This is a genomic window from Helicobacter pylori (assembly GCF_016755635.1).
In the GTDB taxonomy this organism is placed as follows: Bacteria; Campylobacterota; Campylobacteria; order Campylobacterales; family Helicobacteraceae; genus Helicobacter; species Helicobacter pylori_CQ.
Window position 1 is genome coordinate 666,486 of the sequence record NZ_CP051500.1, and the last position, 17,845, is coordinate 684,330.

The 17,845-nt window shown below is 38.1% G+C and carries 16 protein-coding genes; 9 read left to right on the forward strand and 7 right to left on the reverse strand.

Features of this window, described 5'->3' with window-relative positions; translation table 11 throughout:
- Positions 1–78: 78 nt before the first annotated feature.
- Positions 79–873 carry a hypothetical protein gene (locus tag HG567_RS03100; RefSeq protein ID WP_202163978.1) on the forward strand — a complete coding sequence of 265 codons (795 nt, stop codon included), beginning with the start codon at positions 79–81 and terminating at the stop codon, positions 871–873.
- 334 nt (positions 874–1,207) lie between these two features.
- Here the strand turns inward: HG567_RS03100 and HG567_RS07755 are convergent, their stop codons facing one another.
- Both HG567_RS07755 and uvrA read right to left on the reverse strand, forming a co-directional pair.
- On the reverse strand, positions 1,208–1,393 hold the full coding sequence (locus tag HG567_RS07755; RefSeq protein ID WP_147748114.1) for a hypothetical protein: 186 nt from the start codon (positions 1,391–1,393) through the stop codon (positions 1,208–1,210).
- A gap of 166 nt (positions 1,394–1,559) precedes the next feature.
- Positions 1,560–4,385, reverse strand: a complete 2,826-nt coding sequence (uvrA, locus tag HG567_RS03105) for an excinuclease ABC subunit UvrA (protein WP_202140119.1) — start codon at positions 4,383–4,385, stop codon at positions 1,560–1,562.
- Between the two features lie 164 nt (positions 4,386–4,549).
- Between uvrA and hopE the strand changes: the two genes are divergently transcribed.
- The 6 genes from hopE (at position 4,550) to HG567_RS03135 (ending at position 11,612) form a co-directional block, all read left to right on the forward strand.
- Entirely contained in the window at positions 4,550–5,371 is an 822-nt protein-coding gene (gene hopE, locus HG567_RS03110; protein WP_000395404.1) for a Hop family outer membrane protein HopE, read from the forward strand.
- A 178-nt stretch (positions 5,372–5,549) separates the two neighbouring features.
- Complete coding sequence (rsmH, locus tag HG567_RS03115; RefSeq protein WP_202163979.1) at positions 5,550–6,476, forward strand: 16S rRNA (cytosine(1402)-N(4))-methyltransferase RsmH; 927 nt, start codon at positions 5,550–5,552, stop codon at positions 6,474–6,476.
- 20 nt (positions 6,477–6,496) lie between these two features.
- On the forward strand, positions 6,497–6,841 hold the full coding sequence (locus tag HG567_RS03120; RefSeq protein ID WP_202163980.1) for a hypothetical protein: 345 nt from the start codon (positions 6,497–6,499) through the stop codon (positions 6,839–6,841).
- A gap of 244 nt (positions 6,842–7,085) precedes the next feature.
- Positions 7,086–7,988, forward strand: coding sequence for an SAM hydrolase/SAM-dependent halogenase family protein (locus HG567_RS03125; protein WP_202163981.1), 903 nt, complete (start codon positions 7,086–7,088; stop codon positions 7,986–7,988).
- Positions 7,989–8,228: 240 nt separating this feature from the next.
- Positions 8,229–10,187, forward strand: coding sequence for a porin family protein (locus HG567_RS03130; protein WP_202140122.1), 1,959 nt, complete (start codon positions 8,229–8,231; stop codon positions 10,185–10,187).
- 204 nt (positions 10,188–10,391) lie between these two features.
- The gene (locus HG567_RS03135; RefSeq protein ID WP_202163982.1) at positions 10,392–11,612 is read left to right on the forward strand and encodes an HD domain-containing protein; all 1,221 of its coding nucleotides are present in this window, start codon (positions 10,392–10,394) and stop codon (positions 11,610–11,612) included.
- A 111-nt stretch (positions 11,613–11,723) separates the two neighbouring features.
- On the opposite strand, the gene HG567_RS03140 is transcribed toward HG567_RS03135, so the two are convergent.
- The 5 genes from HG567_RS03140 to HG567_RS03160 form a co-directional block, all read right to left on the reverse strand.
- Positions 11,724–12,968 (reverse strand): RNA polymerase factor sigma-54, encoded by a 1,245-nt coding sequence (locus HG567_RS03140; RefSeq protein ID WP_202140124.1) that lies wholly within the window; start codon positions 12,966–12,968, stop codon positions 11,724–11,726.
- A gap of 2 nt (positions 12,969–12,970) precedes the next feature.
- Complete coding sequence (gene lptB / locus HG567_RS03145) at positions 12,971–13,693, reverse strand: LPS export ABC transporter ATP-binding protein (protein WP_000353224.1); 723 nt, start codon at positions 13,691–13,693, stop codon at positions 12,971–12,973.
- Positions 13,694–13,705: 12 nt separating this feature from the next.
- Complete coding sequence (tsaE, locus tag HG567_RS03150) at positions 13,706–14,107, reverse strand: tRNA (adenosine(37)-N6)-threonylcarbamoyltransferase complex ATPase subunit type 1 TsaE (RefSeq protein ID WP_001201266.1); 402 nt, start codon at positions 14,105–14,107, stop codon at positions 13,706–13,708.
- Positions 14,104–15,912, reverse strand: a complete 1,809-nt coding sequence (locus tag HG567_RS03155) for a DNA polymerase III subunit gamma/tau (protein WP_202163983.1) — start codon at positions 15,910–15,912, stop codon at positions 14,104–14,106. The genes tsaE and HG567_RS03155 overlap by 4 nt, the downstream gene beginning before the upstream one ends.
- A gap of 68 nt (positions 15,913–15,980) precedes the next feature.
- Positions 15,981–16,613 carry a LysE family transporter gene (locus tag HG567_RS03160; RefSeq protein ID WP_202140229.1) on the reverse strand — a complete coding sequence of 211 codons (633 nt, stop codon included), beginning with the start codon at positions 16,611–16,613 and terminating at the stop codon, positions 15,981–15,983.
- Between the two features lie 259 nt (positions 16,614–16,872).
- On the opposite strand from HG567_RS03160, the gene HG567_RS03165 reads away from it, so the two are divergent.
- Both HG567_RS03165 and HG567_RS03170 read left to right on the forward strand, forming a co-directional pair.
- A complete protein-coding gene (locus HG567_RS03165) occupies positions 16,873–17,295 on the forward strand; it encodes a DUF1104 domain-containing protein (RefSeq protein WP_120917743.1) in 423 nt (140 codons plus the stop codon).
- 28 nt (positions 17,296–17,323) lie between these two features.
- Complete coding sequence (locus HG567_RS03170) at positions 17,324–17,809, forward strand: sialic acid-binding protein (RefSeq protein ID WP_202163984.1); 486 nt, start codon at positions 17,324–17,326, stop codon at positions 17,807–17,809.
- The last annotated feature ends 36 nt before the right edge of the window (positions 17,810–17,845 follow it).

Sequence of the window (17,845 nt, forward strand, 5' to 3'; positions counted from 1 at the left end):
CATTTATTAGAAACGCTTAATTTGGGATTTTTGCTTAAAGGGATTTAAAGATGAGGGTTCAATTAATGGGGAGTTTTTATGTTAGCGAATGATTTTATGGTTAAGAAATTAAAAAACAAGGAGTTGCATGGTTTGTTGTGTAACAAATTGAGTAAAAGAGTGGATAGGTTTGGCTATAGAGCGATTGGTGTTGGAGTGGATCAAGAGACTAACGAAGTTATTGTTCAATTGAATAAGGAAACGATTGTTAGATTGAATAGCAAAACCGCTTTAGCAAATGATGATAATTTCATGGAGAGTATTCTTGATGAATTTAATGGATTAAAGGCTAATAAAGAACCACAGAAACCTAACTCAATCTATTATGGGCATGGTAGCTCCTATAAAATCATTGATATTCTTAATGATAAGGATGGTGATTTTATCAATTGCAAATTGTTTATCGTTAAGGAATTAGAGGTTGATGAGTGTTTAGGGTTTTATGCGCCCCCTATGATTGATAATAACAACACCACTCTTGCTGATTTGCTTGAAAATGGCGAGCTTGCAATATGTTATGAAGCTAATTCTGCAAATATCAGGCGTTTTTTGGATAGAGGGCCCTACAACATTGAGTGGTTGATAAGGAAGTATTTGGGGGTTGGGTTTAGGAGTTGCAAAATAGAGCGGATACAAGGAACAGAATTTGTGATCAAGTTCCGCTATAAAAAGTGGGGGTCTATGATTGATAGAGAAGTTAAAATGCAATTCCCCAAATACCTTAAAGACTCAAAGAAGACAGCCGTTAAAATAACAAGCAAGGTGTTTTACGAGTTGCTGAAAGGGTCTTTGTTTGGCAACCTTCTCGGCAAAGATCCCATTAAGCGATTATAATGCGGAAAGAAAACAATAATAAATAAAATCTTGTTGGGCCTTAATCTTCTTATTTTTTAAATTAAAAGTCATTTTTTAACCCCTAAGACCACGCTACACAAATTATCGTGCGACTAAAATCAGGCTCTTTACTATTGATTATAAAAAATGTTTTTTAGCATTTTTTATAATTTATGATTAACACTTAATGATAATAAAGCCTTATTAGTAGTTTTTGTGTGGGACTAAAAATAGTGAGTTTAGGGGTGTTTTTTAACCCTACCCCTTGTAATTTGGGCTACAGGGCGAAAATAATAGCGCCCACTCTCACGATTTTTAATGGCTGATAACCTGCTTATTTCAAGCTTTTTATAATCTTTAGCATGGATTTAACTATGGCGCATTTTTCTTGCTTCATTCGTTGTGGCTCTTGTGTTTTAAACTCGTTTGTGGTAGGATTATTCCCATTAAGGTTTGAGACGCTATTGCCGTTTCTGTAATGGTTAGAGAGTGTCGGCTTGGTCTCTATTTTCCTTAATATTTTCTCAAACTCTCATGCGATGGATTTCAAAAGCATGGCTTCCTTGCTAACTCTTGCATGATCAAGTGACTATTATTGCCTCTAGCCTTGTAATTTTTCTGCTCTCCAATATTTGGCTGTCTGTTATTTTATTCAGCCCTACTTTAACAAACAAACCCCATGCAAGCTATTTCAATTCCAAAGCTAAAAATTTTCCCGTATAGCTTTGGGTTTTTTCGCAATTTTGTGCCACCTCTAAAGGCGTGCCGCTCGCAATGACTCTCCCGCCTTTATCCCCCCCATCAGGCCCCATGTCTATAATGTAGTCAGCGTTTTTGATAATGTCTAAATTATGCTCAATCACTAGCATGGAATTGCCTAATGCCACTAAAGAATGCAAAACCTGTAAAAGGTGATTCACGTCTTCAAAATGCAAACCGGTGGTGGGCTCATCTAAAATATAAAGGGTTTTGCCTGTGTCTTTTTTACTCAATTCTTTAGCTAATTTGATCCTTTGAGCCTCCCCCCCGCTTAAAGTCGTAGCGTTTTGCCCTAAAGTGATATAGCCTAAGCCCACATCTATAAGCGTTTTTAACTTCACGGCGATTTTAGGGAATTTAGCAAAAAATTCATAAGCTTCTTCCACGCTCATGTTCAACACATCAGCAATGGATTTGCCTTTCACCTTGATTTCTAAAGTTTGGGGGTTGTATTTAGCGCCCTTACAGCTATCGCATTGGACTAACACATCAGGCAAAAAGTGCATTTCTATTTTAATATCCCCATCGCCTTGGCATTTCTCGCACCGCCCCCCTTTAACATTAAAGCTGAAACGGCTCGCGCTATAGCCTAAAATTTTAGCTTCTTTTTGCTCGGCAAATAAAATCCTGATTTCATCCATCACTCCCGTGTAAGTGGCAGGGTTGCTTCGTGGGGTTTTGCCTATGGGGGCTTGATCTAAATAAATCACTTTATCCAAATGCTCCAACCCTACAATCTCCACCCCATTCAAGCTTTGATTTTTTTTAGCATGGTTTAAAAGGGTTTGAGCGGTGGGTAAAAGGGTTTGTAAAATCAGCGAGCTTTTACCGCTCCCGCTCACCCCCGTAATGCACACCAATTGTTTTAAAGGGATTTGAACGCTCAAATTCTTAATGTTATTGATATTGACATTTTTAATTTCTAAAAAATGCTTTTCTTTAGGGGGTTCAAATTTGGGGCGCTCAATCTTTTTAGTGCCGTTGAGATACAAGGCGGTAGAATGGTTATTTTGCAACAATTCTTTCACGCTCCCGCTAAAAACCACTTCACCCCCATGCCTTCCAGCCTTTGGTCCAATATCCACAACAAAGTCCGCATGCTTAATCGTCTCCTTATCATGCTCTACGACAATGAGCGTGTTCCCCTTTTTTTGTAAATTCCTAAGGGTGTTGATGAGTTTGAGCGTGTCTTTTTCATGCAAGCCAATGCTAGGCTCGTCTAAAACATACAAAACCCCTGTCAAACCACTCCCGATTTGACTAGCGATTCGTATCCTTTGGCTCTCCCCTCCGCTAATGGTTCGCGCATCCCTCCCTAAAGTCAAATACCCTAGCCCCACATCGTATAAAAAAAACACCCTTTCTAAAATCTCTTTTAAAATGGGTTCAGCGATCTTTTTTTCTTGCTCGTTAAGATAGCTAAAATGCGTGGGATCATTAAAAAAGTGATAAACTTCTTCAATGGGCTTAGTTAAAAAATCCGCCATTTTCAAGCCAGCGACTTGGACGCTCAAACTGGAAGCTTTCAAACGATGCCCCTCGCACGAAGAACAGGTTTTTTCGCTCATGTAATCGCTCAAATCCTTTTGCTCTTTAAACATGTCATAAGCGATTTGGATAATGCCTTTCCAGGGGCGTTTCAAAGGGCTGTTTTTAAAATGAAAGCTGATTTCAGTGCCATTCCCATATAAAAGAGCGTCCTGTTGCTCTTTATTCAATTCGTTAAAACAAAGCGCGCTGTCAATGCCATTATAAGCGCAAAAGCCTTCAAACATTTGAGCGTAATAACTGCGGTTATACCCAAAAATCACTTTAATCGCTCCTTGATTTAAAGGCGTGTTAGGATCTAAAATCTTACTAATGTCTAAACTGAATTTTGTCCCCAAACCCAAACAGCTCTCACACGCCCCTTTAGGCGAATTGAAGGAAAAACTCAAAGGCTCTAATTCTTCAAAACTCATCTTGCATTTAAAGCATGCCTTATGCTCGCTGTAATGCTTTCTGATGCTTGGCGCGTTGTCTTGCAAGATTTCCACTTCTAATTCCCCATAGCTTTCTTTAAGGGCTTTTTCTACCGCGCTAGCGATCCGTGAAGAATTTTCGCTATTGATAACCACCCTATCCACCACCGCTTCAATGGTGTGTTTTTTGGTTTTGTGCAAATGGATTTCTTCATCTAAGCGCACCATCACCCCATCAACAAAAGCCCTCACATACCCCTTCAAACGCAAGCTTTCTAATTTATCGTTAAACGAACCTTTTTTATCTTTAATAATGGGGGCTAGAATAATGATTTTAGAATTTTCTTCTAAATGACAGATTTGAGAAATAATATCGCTCGCGCTCATAGAACTAATAGGCTCTAAACATGTGGGGCAAAATTGCTCCCCAACCCTTGCAAACAACAACCTTAAATAATCATAAATCTCAGTGATCGTCCCCACAGTGGATCTAGGGTTTTTAGAAGTGGTTTTTTGATCAATAGCAATCGCAGGGGTTAGGCCTTCAATTTTATCCACATTAGGCTTACCCACTTTGTCTAAAAATTGCCTCGCATAGCTGGACAAACTCTCTAAATAGCGCCTTTGGCCTTCAGCGTATAAAGTATCAAACGCCAGAGTGGATTTACCCGAACCGCTTAATCCGGTAAAAACAATAAATTGGTTTTTAGGGATTTCTAAAAAGATATTTTTGAGATTGTTTTCCCTAGCCCCTTGAATAATGATCTTATCCATAATGGTTTTATGTTGCAAGAGTTTCCTTAAAATAAGAAAATGGATTAAAAGGAGCTATTATACTTCAAAAAAGAATGGTTTTATTATCATTTCTTATTCATAAGAGTTAAAAATATTTGCTTGATTAAGGATAAACATGCTATTATTTTATGAGACAATTTTAAAGATAGGAATGTAAAGGAATGGAATTTATGAAAAAGTTTGTAGCTTTAGGGCTTCTATCCGCAGTTTTAAGCTCTTCGTTGTTAGCCGAAGGTGATGGTGTTTATATAGGGACTAATTATCAGCTTGGACAAGCCCGTTTGAATAGTAATATTTATAACACAGGGGATTGCACAGGGAGTGTTGTAGGTTGCCCCCCAGGTCTTACCGCTAATAAGTATAATCCAGGACATACCAATATCAACTGGCATGCTAAATACGCTAATGGGGCTTTGAATGGTCTTGGGTTGAATGTGGGTTATAAGAAGTTTTTCCAGTTCAAGTCTTTTGATATGACAAGCAAGTGGTTTGGTTTTAGAGTGTATGGGCTTTTTGATTACGGGCATGCCACTTTAGGCAAGCAAGTTTATGCACCCAATAAAATCCAGTTGGATATGGTCTCTTGGGGTGTGGGGAGCGATTTGTTAGCTGATATTATTGATAACGATAACGCTTCTTTTGGTGTTTTTGGTGGGGTCGCTATCGGCGGTAACACTTGGAAAAGCTCAGCGGCAAACTATTGGAAAGAGCAAATCATTGAAGCTAAAGGTCCTGATGTTTGCACCCCTACTTATTGCAACCCTAACGCTCCTTATAGCACCAAAACTTCAACCGTTGCTTTTCAAGTATGGTTGAATTTTGGCGTGAGAGCCAATATCTACAAGCATAACGGCGTAGAGTTTGGCGTGAGAGTGCCTCTACTCATCAACAAGTTTTTGAGTGCGGGTCCTAACGCTACTAATCTTTATTACCATTTGAAACGGGATTATTCGCTTTATTTGGGGTATAACTACACTTTTTAAACCCTTTAAAAGGGTGTCTTTAAACCCTTTTTAGTCTTTATAAAAGGGATTTTAGTCTGGGTTTTTGCATCTTAAAAAGCTAAGATTGATTATAAAGAAACTTTTGAGCGTAACCAACAAAACCAATACCATTGAGTGAGCGTTTGGAAAATTCATCTAGGGGTTTTAAGGGGATTGTTTGCAAGAAATAGAAAATCTGCACCAAAGCGTTTTGTTGCAAGAAGTTTTGCAAGCGTTCACGCCTTTAGAAGAAGGGGTTTTGATTGATTGCACTTTAGGGTTAGGGGGGCATTCTAAAGCCCTTTTATCCCAAAAACCGCACCTGAAACTCATTGGCATTGATAAGGATAAGTTCGCTCAAGAAATCGCTAAAGAACGATTAAAAGCCTTTGAAGGGCGTTATAATCTCTTAAGCGGGGGGTTTGCTAAACGCTTTAAAGAAGCCCTAGAAACGCATAACAAGGAGATTAAAGGGGTTTTAGTGGATTTAGGGGTGAGCTCTTTGCAGCTTAATGATGATAACAGAGGGTTTAATTTCCACTCGCACGCTCTGGATATGCGCATGGATTTAGAAGACGATTTGAACGCTCAAAAGGTCATCAACTCTTATCCTGTAGTGGCGTTAGAAAAAATCTTTAAAGACTATGGCGAAATCAAAGAATACAAAAAAATCGCCCACAAAATTGCAGAAAGGCGCGCTAAAAAACCCTTTAAAGACGCTAAGGATTTGAGCGATTTTTTAAGCTCCCTTTCTAAAAATAAAAAAATCCATCCAGCGACTTTAGTGTTTCAAGCCGTTCGCATAGAAGTTAATAGTGAATTAGAAGAATTAAAAGAGTTTTTACAATGCGCTAGAAACCTTAAGGGAGCGATTTTGTGCGTGATTTCTTTCCATTCTTTAGAAGATGCGTTAGTGAAAAACGCTTTTAAAGATTACGCTAAAAATTGCATTTGCGATTCTTTAAGTTTCAAATGCACTTGCTCTAACAATCACGCTTTAGGCGAAATTTTAACCAAAAAGCCCATCACTCCAAGCCCAGAAGAAATTAAAAACAACAGGCGTTCACGAAGCGCTAAAATGAGGGTGTTTCAATTCAAACCATGAATAAGTTCAATGAATAAGCCATGAATATCAAAACCCATTCTTCAAATGAAAAAGAACGCTTTGTGCGCATAGAAGAGGATGAAAAGAAAGAATTATTTGCTGGAACTGCAAATGAAAATTCGCACGGCCTTTCTTTAATGGCTTTAATAGGGGTATTGGTTTTTGGGGGCACATTTTTAGCTCTGTTAGTGCCTAAAATCTATTTGAGCAATAATATCTATTATATTAGCCGTAAAATCAACACCCTAGAGGATCAAAAACGCCTGCTTTTAGAAGAGCAACAAATCCTAAAAAACGAATTAGAAAAAGAGCGTTTTAAATACTATATAGAGAATAGTGAAAATATTGGCGATATTGCGTTTTAAGTGAAAACCCCCCTATCCTTAAGAGAATCTAATTGATAATAAATCATTTTGAATTATTTTAATATAAAAGACTTATTTTAAAATTTTGTTTCAATACGAAATTTTAATCCCTTATAAAAACTTTAAATTGTGAAAAACAAACAAACAACCCCCTTAAATTGTATAATAAAAACACTTTAATCCAACAAAGGATAACCATGAGAAAACAATCCACTCCACTTTTGTTATTCAGGAAATAATACAGATGAAAAAAACGATTTCAGCGTTGTTTTTATCAGCGTGCATAGGGTTATCGTCTGTTTATGCAGATAACGCTTTGATTTTACAAACGGATTTTAGCCTAAAAGATGGGGCGGTCTCAGCGATGAAAGGCGTTGCTTTCAGCGTTGATTCCAATCTTAAAATCTTTGATTTAACGCACGAAATCCCTCCGTATAACATCTGGGAGGGCGCTTACCGCTTGTATCAGACCGCTAGTTATTGGCCAAAAGGTTCGGTATTTGTGAGCGTAGTTGATCCGGGCGTAGGCACTAAGCGTAAATCGGTGGTATTGAAAACTAAAAACGGCCAGTATTTCGTCTCGCCGGATAACGGCACGCTGACTTTGGTGGCACAAACTTTGGGGATTGATAGCGTGCGTGAAATTGATGAAAAAGCTAACCGCTTGAAAGGTTCTGAAAAATCCTATACTTTCCATGGTCGTGATGTGTATGCTTACACTGGGGCGCGCTTGGCTTCTGGAGCGATCACATTCGAGCAGGTTGGGCCAGAGATTCCCCCAAAAGTCGTTGAAATTCCTTACCAAAAAGCGAAAGCCACAAAAGGGGAGGTGAAGGGTAATATCCCAATTCTTGATATTCAATACGGCAATGTTTGGAGCAATATCAGCGATAAATTACTCAATCAAGCAAAAATCAAACTCAATGACACGCTGTGTGTAACGATTTTTAAAGGTTCCAAGAAAAAATACGAAGGGAAAATGCCGTATGTTGCGAGCTTTGGCGATGTTTTAAAAGGCCAGCCGTTGGTCTATTTAAACAGCTTGTTGAATGTTTCCGTAGCGCTGAATAGGGATAATTTCGCGCAAAAATACCAAATCAAATCCGGTGCTGACTGGAATATTGATATAAAGAAGTGCGCTAAGTAAAGCACTTTTTAGAAAAATTAAGGGGGGTTATAAGGGGGGAGTTAAAGGGTTTTCCCTACCAAACTTTGATTAACACAGCCTAATTAATGCTAAATTAACCCTAAAACAAACGCTTGTTGTTGAAATTTTGTTTCAATATGAAACACTAATCCCTTGTAAAAACTTTAAATTTCAATAAAATAAACAAACCATTCCCTTAAATTGTATAATGAAAACACTATAAACTAACAAAGGATAACCATGAGAAAACTATTCATCCCACTTTTATTATTCAGCGCTTTAGAAGCGAATGAGAAAAATGGCTTTTTCATAGAAGCCGGCTTTGAAACCGGGCTATTAGAAGGCACGCAAACGCAAGAAAAAAGACACACCACCACAAAAAACACTTATGCGACTTATAATTATTTACCCACAGACACGATTTTAAAAAGAGCGGCTAATTTATTCACCAATGCCGAAGCGATTTCAAAATTAAAATTCTCATCTTTATCCCCCATTAGAGTGTTGTATATGTATAATGGTCAATTAACTATAGAAAACTTCCTACCTTATAATTTAAGCAACGTGAAGCTTAGTTTTAAAGACGCTCAAGGCAATGTAATTGATCTAGGCGTGATAGAGACCATCCCCAAACACTCTAAGATTGTTTTACCTGGGGAGGCATTTGATAGTCTAAAAATTGACCCTTATACTTTATTTCTTCCAAAAATTGAAGCCACTAGCACTTCTATTTCTGACGCTAACACGCAAAGGGTGTTTGAAACGCTCAATAAGATTAAAACAAATTTGGTCGTAAATTATAGGAATGAAAACAAATTTAAAGATCACGAAAATCACTGGGAAGCCTTTACCCCACAAACCGCAGAGGAATTCACTAATTTGATGTTGAACATGATCGCTGTGTTAGACTCTCAATCTTGGGGCGATGCGATTTTAAACGCTCCTTTTGATTTTACTAATAAAGGCGGAGAGGAATGCGATACTAGTAAAGAGAATGAATGCGTAAATCCTGGGACAAACGGGCGTGTCAATTCTCAAAATGAAAGTTATGTGTTAAACAAACAAGACATTGTCAATAAATTTAGAAACAAAGCGGATCTTGATGTCGTTATTTTAAAGGATTCAGGGGTTGTAGGGCTTGGGAGTGATATTACCCCTAGCAATAATGATGATGGTAAGCATTATGGTCAGTTAGGGGTAGTGGCTTCTGCTTTAGATCCTACAAAACTCTTTGGCAACAACCTTAAGACTATCAATTTAGAGGATTTAAGAACCATCTTGCATGAATTCAGCCACACTAAAGGCTATGGGCATAATGGGAACATGACTTACCAAAGGGTGCCAACCGGTCAAAGTGAAAATGGCAAGCCAAAAGATTCTGATGGCCTCCCCTATAATGTGTGCTCGCTTTATGGGGGTCAAGGTCAGAGCGCTTTCCCTAGCAACTACCCTAATTCCATCTATCACAATTGCGCGGATGTCCCGGCGGGCTTTTTAGGGGTAACGGCAGCGGTTTGGCAGCAGCTCATCAATCAAAACGCCTTGCCGATCAATTACGCTAACTTGGGGAGTCAAACAAACTACAACCTAAACGCTAGTTTGAACACGCAAGATTTAGCCAATTCCATGCTCAGCACCATCCAAAAAACCTTTGTCACTTCTAGCGTTACCAACCACTATTCTTCAAGCGCATCGCAAAGTTTTAGAAGCCCTATTTTAGGGGTTAACGCTAAAATAGGCTATCAAAACTACTTCAATGATTTCATAGGGTTGGCTTATTATGGCATCATCAAATACAACTATTCTAAAGCCCTTAATCAAAAATTCCAGCAATTGAGCTATGGTGGGGGGATAGATTTATTACTAGATTTCATCACCACTTACTCCAATAAAAATAGCCCTACAGGCGTTCAAACCAAAAGAAACTTTTCTTCATCTTTTGGTATCTTTGGGGGGTTAAGGGGCTTGTATAACAGCTATTATGCGCTCAATAAAGTCAAAGGAAGCGGTAATTTAGATGTGGCTACCGGATTGAACTACCGCTATAAGCATTCTAAATATTCTGTAGGGATTAGCATTCCTTTAATCCAAAGAAAAGCTAGCATCGTTTCTAGCAATGGCGATTATACGAACTCTCTTGTTTTCAATGAAGGGGCTAGCCATTTTAAGGTGTTTTTTAATTACGGGTGGGTGTTTTAAGTATAAAATCCATTAAGCGCGAAATCCATGACAGAAATAATATTTTTTTAAATAAAAGCCTTATTTTTGTCTTTTTTTCGTATAATAAGATTTAAGTTAGTATTGATAGTGGTGCGTTAAGATTTTTCAATCTTGTGCGATCAAATCAATATTTCTTAATAAGATCATAGCTTTAATATTCAAAATAGTATAAAAAGGAAAGTTATGTATGCGGCTCATCCTATTAAACCCCTAAAAGCCCCCAAACTCAAACCTCAATTTTTAAGGCGTGTGTTTGTGGGCGCGTCTATTAGGCGCTGGAATGACCAAGCATGCCCTTTGGAATTTGTGGAATTAGACAAACAAGCCCATAAAGCGATGATTGCGTATCTGCTCGCTAAAGATTCAAAAGATAGGGGTAAAGATTTAGATTTAGATCTTTTAATCAAGTTCTTTTGCTTTGAATTTTTGGAGCGCTTGGTTTTAACCGATATTAAACCCCCTATTTTTTACGCCCTCCAACAAACGCACAGCCAAGAATTAGCCTCCTATGTCGCGCAAAGTTTGCAAGATGAAATCAGCGCGTATTTTTCTTTAGAGGAACTCAAAGAGTATTTAAGCCACAGACCCCAAATTTTAGAAACTCAAATTTTAGAGAGTGCGCATTTTTATGCGTCTAAGTGGGAGTTTGATATTATTTATCATTTTAACCCCAACATGTATGGCGTGAAAGAAATTAAAGATAAAATTGACAAGCAACTCCACAATAACGAGCATTTGTTTGAAGGGCTTTTTGGGGAAAAAGAAGATCTGAAAAAATTGGTGAGCATGTTTGGGCAGTTGCGTTTCCAAAAGCGTTGGAGCCAAACTCCAAGAGTGCCGCAAACTAGTGTTTTAGGGCATACCCTATGCGTGGCGCTTATGGGGTATTTATTGAGCTTTGATTTAAAAGCTTGTAAAAGCATGCGGATCAATCATTTTTTGGGCGGGCTTTTCCATGATTTACCCGAGATTTTGACCCGAGACATTATCACGCCCATCAAACAAAGCGTTGCGGGGCTTGATAACTGCATTAAAGAAATTGAAAAAAAGGAAATGCAAAACAAAGTCTATTCTTTTGTTTCTTTGGGCGTTCAAGAAGATTTGAAATATTTCACCGAAAACGAGTTTAAAAACCGCTACAAAGACAAGTCTCACAAAATCATTTTCACTAAAGACGCTGAAGAATTGTTTATGCTTTATAACAGCGATGAATATCTTGGGGTTTGTGGGGAGCTTTTGAAGGTGTGCGATCATTTGAGCGCGTTTTTAGAAGCCCAAATCTCTCTTTCTCATGGCATTTCCAGTAACGATTTGATTAAAGGGGCTCAAAACCTTTTAGAATTGCGATCCCAAACAGAACTGCTTGATTTGGATTTAGGGAAATTGTTTAGGGATTTTAAGTGATTTATAGATCTATTTAATAGAGTATTAGTTATAAAATCTAAAAAATGCTCAAAAGTATTTTAATTTGATCATTTACGCTCAATGAGAGCGAAATCATTTGGTTGGTTATTTTCAAGCGCGCATCAAATAGAGCTTTTTCCTTTCGCTTGAAGAAGCGATGTTGAGCAGTTGGCGGTATTTGGTGATCGTTCTTCTTACCATTTTCAAATGGAATTTTTCTTCAATGAGTTCTAAAATCTTAGCGTCGCTCAAAGGCTCTTTTTTGTCTTCGTTTTTGATCAATTCTAAAAGGTAGTCTTTAATCACAGCGTTTGAAGTCTCGCTATTGTCTAAGGCGGTGCTAAAGAAATGCTTAATAGGGAAAACCCCCCTTTCGCATGCCAAATATTTATTAGAAATGGCCCTTGAAATCGTGCTTACAGAGTGGTTAAACTCATTGGCTAAATCCAATAATTTTAAAGGGCGCAATTCCTTACCCTTAAAAAAATCGTATTGATACTCTAAAAGCATGAGACCGATTTTATAAATCGTGGCTTTTCTCAAATTCAACGCATCAATCAAATCTTTAGCCTCTTTTAATTTTTCTTTTAAATAAGCGCTATCTTTAAAGCGATTTTCTTCTAAACTGATCGTTGGGTAGCTCTCATCATTCAAACGCACGATGATTTCATTATCCACTTCTAGAATAAAAAGCTCCGGAATGACTTCTATTTCTTTTTCTAAAAATTCAATGGCTGGGGGGTTTTTAAAGGATTTTAAAATCTTTAAAGCCTTTTCATAATAAAAATCTTTAGAAAATTCGTGGTGTTTTTCTAAATTCAAAATGATTTTTCGCGCTTCTTCATAAAGCTCGTTATTGTCTAATTCCCTACCCTCTAGCTGGAATAAAAAGCTCTCTTTCACATCTCTAGTGCCAATGCCAGCGGGATTAAGGTAACTAAAACGCTGGCGCACTTTTTCATAAACTTCGCTCTCTACCCCTAAAATTCTAGCCCTTTCTTCAATGTTTTCTTCAAAATACCCTTCACTATCCAGCCCGTTGATAATATCCATAGCGATTTTTTGAGAGGTTTCAGTGGGAAAGAGGGGGGGAATGATTTGAGCTTCTAAGGTTTCAAAAAGGCTTTTAGATGCGATTGCGAAATTTTCTAAATGATCGCTGCTATTTTTAGCGCTAAAGCGATCGCTAAAATTTTTGATGCGTTTGTTTTCAATTTTGATTAAGGGGTTATCCAGGGCGTTTTGTTTCAACACTTCTTCTAAGTCTTCAAGCTCGCTTTGTAAAATGGGGAGCCACCCTTTTAAGGTAGCGTTTAATTTGTTTTTAGGGCTAAGGTTTGCGCGTAAAACCGCCATGTCTATACCTTAAAATTTTCCCCTAAATAATACTTACGCACCAAAGCGTTTTCATAAATTTCATTAGCGTTCCCGCTCGCTAAAAGCGTGCCGCTTTTAATCACATACGCCCTGTGGCACACGCTCAAAGTCTCTCGCACATTGTGATCGGTAATCAACACGCCGATGTTTAATCCAATCAGGCTTTCAATGATTTTTTGAATGTCAATCACCGCAATCGGATCCACGCCCGCAAAAGGCTCATCTAATAGCACGAATTTAGGGTTTTTCATTAAAGCCCTAGCGATTTCTACGCGCCTTCTTTCTCCCCCACTCAAGCTCATGCCCTTGCGCTCTCTTATGGCTTGGATATTGAAAGCGTCTAGCAAGCTTTCCATTTTTTCTTCGCTTTCTTTAGAGTTTTTAAAAGTGCTCTCCCCTGCTAGGGCTAGATTATCTTCCACGCTCAATTCTTTAAAAATGCTGGATTCTTGGGGCAAGTAGCCTATGCCTAAGTTAGAGCGCTTGTGTAAGGGGTATTTAGCTAAATCCACATCGTTTAAATAAACGCTCCCCCCACTAGGCTCTAAAAGCCCGCATATCATATAAAAGGTGGTGGTTTTACCCGCTCCATTAGGCCCTAAAAGCCCCACCACCTCGCCGCTTTTCACTTCTAAAGAAACATCTGAAACGATTTTGGTTTTTTTAATCTGTTTGTTTAAATGCTCTGCTTTTAAAATATCCATTCAAACGACCCTTTAAGCGATCTTTATTGTATAAAAACGGCTGGTTAATTCGGTTTTAATTTCCACAACCTTAATAGCTAAATCGTATTTTTTTAAAATTTTTTCTAATTTTTCATCGCCCCATTCCACAAAATGGATCCCCTTTTCCAACAAGCACTCTAACATGCCAAGCTCCAAGCAAGCCTCTAAATCGCGCATGTAAAAATCATAATGGAACACGCTCTCGCTATAAGCATGCATCAGGCTAAAGGTGGGCGAAGTCGCTTGAATGTCTAAACCCAAATGTTTCAAGCACGCTTGAACCAAAGTCGTTTTACCGCTCCCCACAACGCCCTTTAAAAGCACCACCCCCTTAAAATCATCTTTTAAAATTGCAGCAGCCACTTTGTCTAACTCGTCTAAATGCGCTCTCATAACAATTCCACGCTTTTGATTTCAAACTCGCTCTTAATCTCTTCAATGAGATCAGAATGGTTAGCCATGAATTCTTGCAAGGCTGTAGGGGCTTGTTTTGGTTGGACTTCTTGAATCTCTTTAGTGTCGTTTTCTTGAACCTCTTTTTCTTTAGTTTCTTTTTCTTTAGTTTCTTTTTCTTTAGTTTCTTTTTCTTTAGTTTCTTTTTCTTTAGTTTCTTTTTCTTTAGTTTCAGCCGTGGTTTCGGTGGTTGGTTGGGGTAAGATTTTTTCCCTTAAAGAAGAGATTTTAAAATCTTTAACCTCTTTAGTTTCTTCTCTAGCGCTTTTATTTTCCAAATGATTTTTTAAAGCGATTTTGATACTTTCGCCCTTGCCAAAAACCCCATCAACGATACTTTTCACGATTTTAAATCGTTCTCTTAAAAGCTCCTTATCCTTATCAGTGGCTAAAGACTCCCAAGTCAAGGTTTTAGTTTGGCTGTCAAAATCAATGAAACGGATATTTTTTTCAAACACTGCCCCTAATTCGTAGTTGCGCTCATAAACCAATGTTTGAACTTGTTTGAAAAGGTTGTGAAAAATGCGATCTTTAGCTGAAAGCATGGGAGTTTGCGGGGTTTCTGCGTTCTCTTTTTTTTCTAGTTTTTCTCTTTTTTCTGTTCCCTCTATTCTTTCTGCTTGTTCTATTTTTTCTGCGCTTTTAAATTCTTGTTTAGGGGCGTTATAGCTTATGCTAGGGCTTTGATTGAAAGGGGTTTGCTCTAATTCCAAAATCGCATCGTCTAGGGCTTTGAGTTTTAAAGCTTCTTTGAATTTCATTTTCAATAACAACAGCACAAAACTGGCATTTGCCCCTTCTTTTAAAAGGCTGAGACTGCTCATAATGATTTTAAAAAAGCGCTCTATCAAAAGGATGGAATAAGTATCAGGGCTTAACAATTTCGCTTTCAAAAAAAGCATCATTTCTTCTAAAACGCTCTCGGTTTCATAATTTTCTAAAATGGCATAACGCTCTTGTAATCGTGCTTCATCTTGGTTGATTAGGCTTTGGAAAAAATCTTCTAAAACGCTCCTATCAATCGCCCCTAACATTTCAGCCACTTTGCTTTCTGTGATAGCGTTATCGCAATAATTGATGGCTTGCTCTAAAAGAGTGATCGTATCCCTCAAGCTCCCTTGCCCGCTGTGAGCGAGTTTTTCTAACGCGCTACTTTCATAGCTCACTTGTTCTTTTTCTAAAATGGTTTTTAAATGAGAAATAACGGAATTTTCAGGGATTTTTTTAAACCTGAAATGCTGGGTGCGGCTGAGTATGGTAGCGGGCAATTTCAAAGCGTCCGTTGTCGCTAAAAGGAATTTCACATGGCTAGGAGGCTCTTCTAAAGTCTTTAAAAGCGCGTTAAACGCTTCGGTGGTGAACATATGCACTTCATCAATGATAAAGATTTTATAGCGCCCAAAGCTTGGTTTGTAGCGCGTTTGCTCTATAAGGTTACGGACATCATCAATCCCCCTATTAGACGCCCCGTCCATTTCTATAATGTCTATGTGGTGGTTGTTTAAAGCGCTCTGGCATTGGATGCAAGTATCGCAAGGCACGGCTTTTGGCCCTGTTTCGCACATTAAAGCCCTAGCAAAAATCCTAGAAGAGCTGGTTTTGCCTGAACCTCTTAACCCGCTGAATAAATAAGCGTTAGCTAAACGCTGGTTGTCTAGGGCTAAAGAAAGCGTTTTAGCCACGCTCTCTTGACCGACTAGCTCGCTAAAATGTTTGGGGCGGTATTTTAACGCTAAAACTTGCATATTGATTGTAATCCTTAAAACTCATTTAGGAGTATTGTAATGCAAAATGACTTAAAACTAGCCCCTTTTTAGGTTTTACTCAATAGCGCTAAAAAATCTTTAAATAAATTAATACTAAGCGTTCCCATGATAGCGGTTACAAAGAGATTCACGCCCATAAAAATTTTTTGGTTGTTTAAAAGTTTAGAGCCATAGCGTAACGACAAAACGCATAACAATAAAAGCCAAGAAAGAGCCGCCGATAAAGTGCCGGCTAAAAAGACAAATTTTTGCGCTAAGTTAAAAGATAAAGCGCTCGCGCCAATCAAAAACACCATTTCCAAATACACTTGAGGGTTGAGTAAGGTAACGCCTAAAGTGAATAATAAGGTCTTTTTTAAGGATAGTTTTTTGGGGGTTTGGACTTGCTTCTTTTTAAAGGTTTGAAAAAGGGTTTTTAAAGCCAAAAAAGCGTAAAATCCAGTAAAAGCCGCCCCAAATAAATTCAAAAACAAGCTCAAATAAAGATTTTTAGCGAAATAAGCCCCCACGCCAAACACGCCCATGCTCATTAACACAATATCGCACATAAAACACAAAGCGCAAATCAAAAACACATAATTCCTAGCCATGCCTCTTTCCACAATAAACAAGGATTGTGCTCCCACCGCCGCGCACAAAGAAATCGCTAAACCAAAACCTTCTATAAAAACCACAAACATCTTGATCCTTTCACTCAAAATAAGCCAAAAACTACCAACGCCATGCAAACCAATCATTCAAAAGGGTATTTTAAAATTTTAGGGTTTAAAACGACCTTTATAAATAAAAGTTAAATGATGACACAATGGCTATATAAAATTTAAAAACCCATTTTTTAGTGCTCTTAGAGATGTTTGAGAATAAGTTAAAATTAACATGGTAGAATGCCAAAATTTGCTGTCGTCATGCGGCAAAAATTTAGACAACAAGGAATTGGGAATGAGAAGGAGTTTGGCTTTTTGCCTATCAGCTTTGCTTGGATTACAGGTTTTAGGCGCTAGGGATTTTTCGCAACTCAAAAACGAGGAACTTTTAAAATTAGCAGGCACTCTGCCTTCTAATGAAGCGATTGATTATCGCATGGAAGTGTCTAAACGCCTTAAAGCTTTAAAAGCTGAAGACGCTAAGAAATTCCGCGCGAATTTCAGCCGGATCGCTAGGAAGAATCTTTCCAAAATGAGCGAAGAGGATTTCAAAAAAATGCGTGAAGAAGTGCGTAAGGAATTAGAAGAAAAAACCAAAGGTTTGAGTGCTGAAGAAATCAAGGCAAAAGGGCTTAATGTGAGCGTTTGCAGCGGTGATACGAGAAAAGTTTGGTGTAGGGCTGTTAAGAAAAAAGACGAACATTGCTCTCCTAAGTGAGATAAAATTTAATTTAAAAGGATAAAAAATGAAAAAAGCGTTGAAAATACTTTCTGTTAGTGCGTTGTTATTTGTGGCTTTAAACGCCAAAGATTTCAGTAAAACAAGCGATGAAGATTTGGCTAAAATGGCTGGTATTGTCGCTCCGCAGGATATTGTGGATTACACAAAAGAGTTAAAAATGCGCATGAAAAAAATGCCTGAAGATAAGAGAAAGGCGTTCCATAAACAATTGCATGAATATGCAATTAAAAACACAGACAACATGACCGTAGCGGATTTTGAAGCCCGCCAAAAAGCCGTTAAAGAAGTGCTTAAAAAAGGCAACATGGAAGACATGGATGATGATTTTGGGTTGAGATCATGCAAGCATGGGAAAATGCATAAACACCATAAACACGGTGGTCATGATAAACATGGCAAAGGGCATGGCAAAGAACAAGGCAAAAAAGATCACGATGAACAAGGCAAAAAAGATCACGATCATGATGATCATGGCGAAAATGAAAAATAAAGCTTAAACCACACCCCTTTCTCTATCAAAGCTTCA

Coding starts and splice junctions, on each gene's coding strand:
- hopE (WP_000395404.1), top strand. CDS start 4,550: ATGGAATTTATGAAAAAGTTTGTAGCTTTAGGGCTTCTATCCGCAGTT.
- HG567_RS03100 (WP_202163978.1), top strand. CDS start 79: ATGTTAGCGAATGATTTTATGGTTAAGAAATTAAAAAACAAGGAGTTG.
- HG567_RS03120 (WP_202163980.1), top strand. CDS start 6,497: ATGAATATCAAAACCCATTCTTCAAATGAAAAAGAACGCTTTGTGCGC.
- HG567_RS03140 (WP_202140124.1), bottom strand. CDS start 12,968: ATGGCGGTTTTACGCGCAAACCTTAGCCCTAAAAACAAATTAAACGCT.
- HG567_RS03155 (WP_202163983.1), bottom strand. CDS start 15,912: ATGCAAGTTTTAGCGTTAAAATACCGCCCCAAACATTTTAGCGAGCTA.
- HG567_RS03130 (WP_202140122.1), top strand. CDS start 8,229: ATGAGAAAACTATTCATCCCACTTTTATTATTCAGCGCTTTAGAAGCG.
- lptB (WP_000353224.1), bottom strand. CDS start 13,693: ATGGATATTTTAAAAGCAGAGCATTTAAACAAACAGATTAAAAAAACC.
- HG567_RS03170 (WP_202163984.1), top strand. CDS start 17,324: ATGAAAAAAGCGTTGAAAATACTTTCTGTTAGTGCGTTGTTATTTGTG.
- HG567_RS03125 (WP_202163981.1), top strand. CDS start 7,086: ATGAAAAAAACGATTTCAGCGTTGTTTTTATCAGCGTGCATAGGGTTA.
- tsaE (WP_001201266.1), bottom strand. CDS start 14,107: ATGAGAGCGCATTTAGACGAGTTAGACAAAGTGGCTGCTGCAATTTTA.
- HG567_RS03165 (WP_120917743.1), top strand. CDS start 16,873: ATGAGAAGGAGTTTGGCTTTTTGCCTATCAGCTTTGCTTGGATTACAG.
- HG567_RS03135 (WP_202163982.1), top strand. CDS start 10,392: ATGTATGCGGCTCATCCTATTAAACCCCTAAAAGCCCCCAAACTCAAA.
- HG567_RS03160 (WP_202140229.1), bottom strand. CDS start 16,613: ATGTTTGTGGTTTTTATAGAAGGTTTTGGTTTAGCGATTTCTTTGTGC.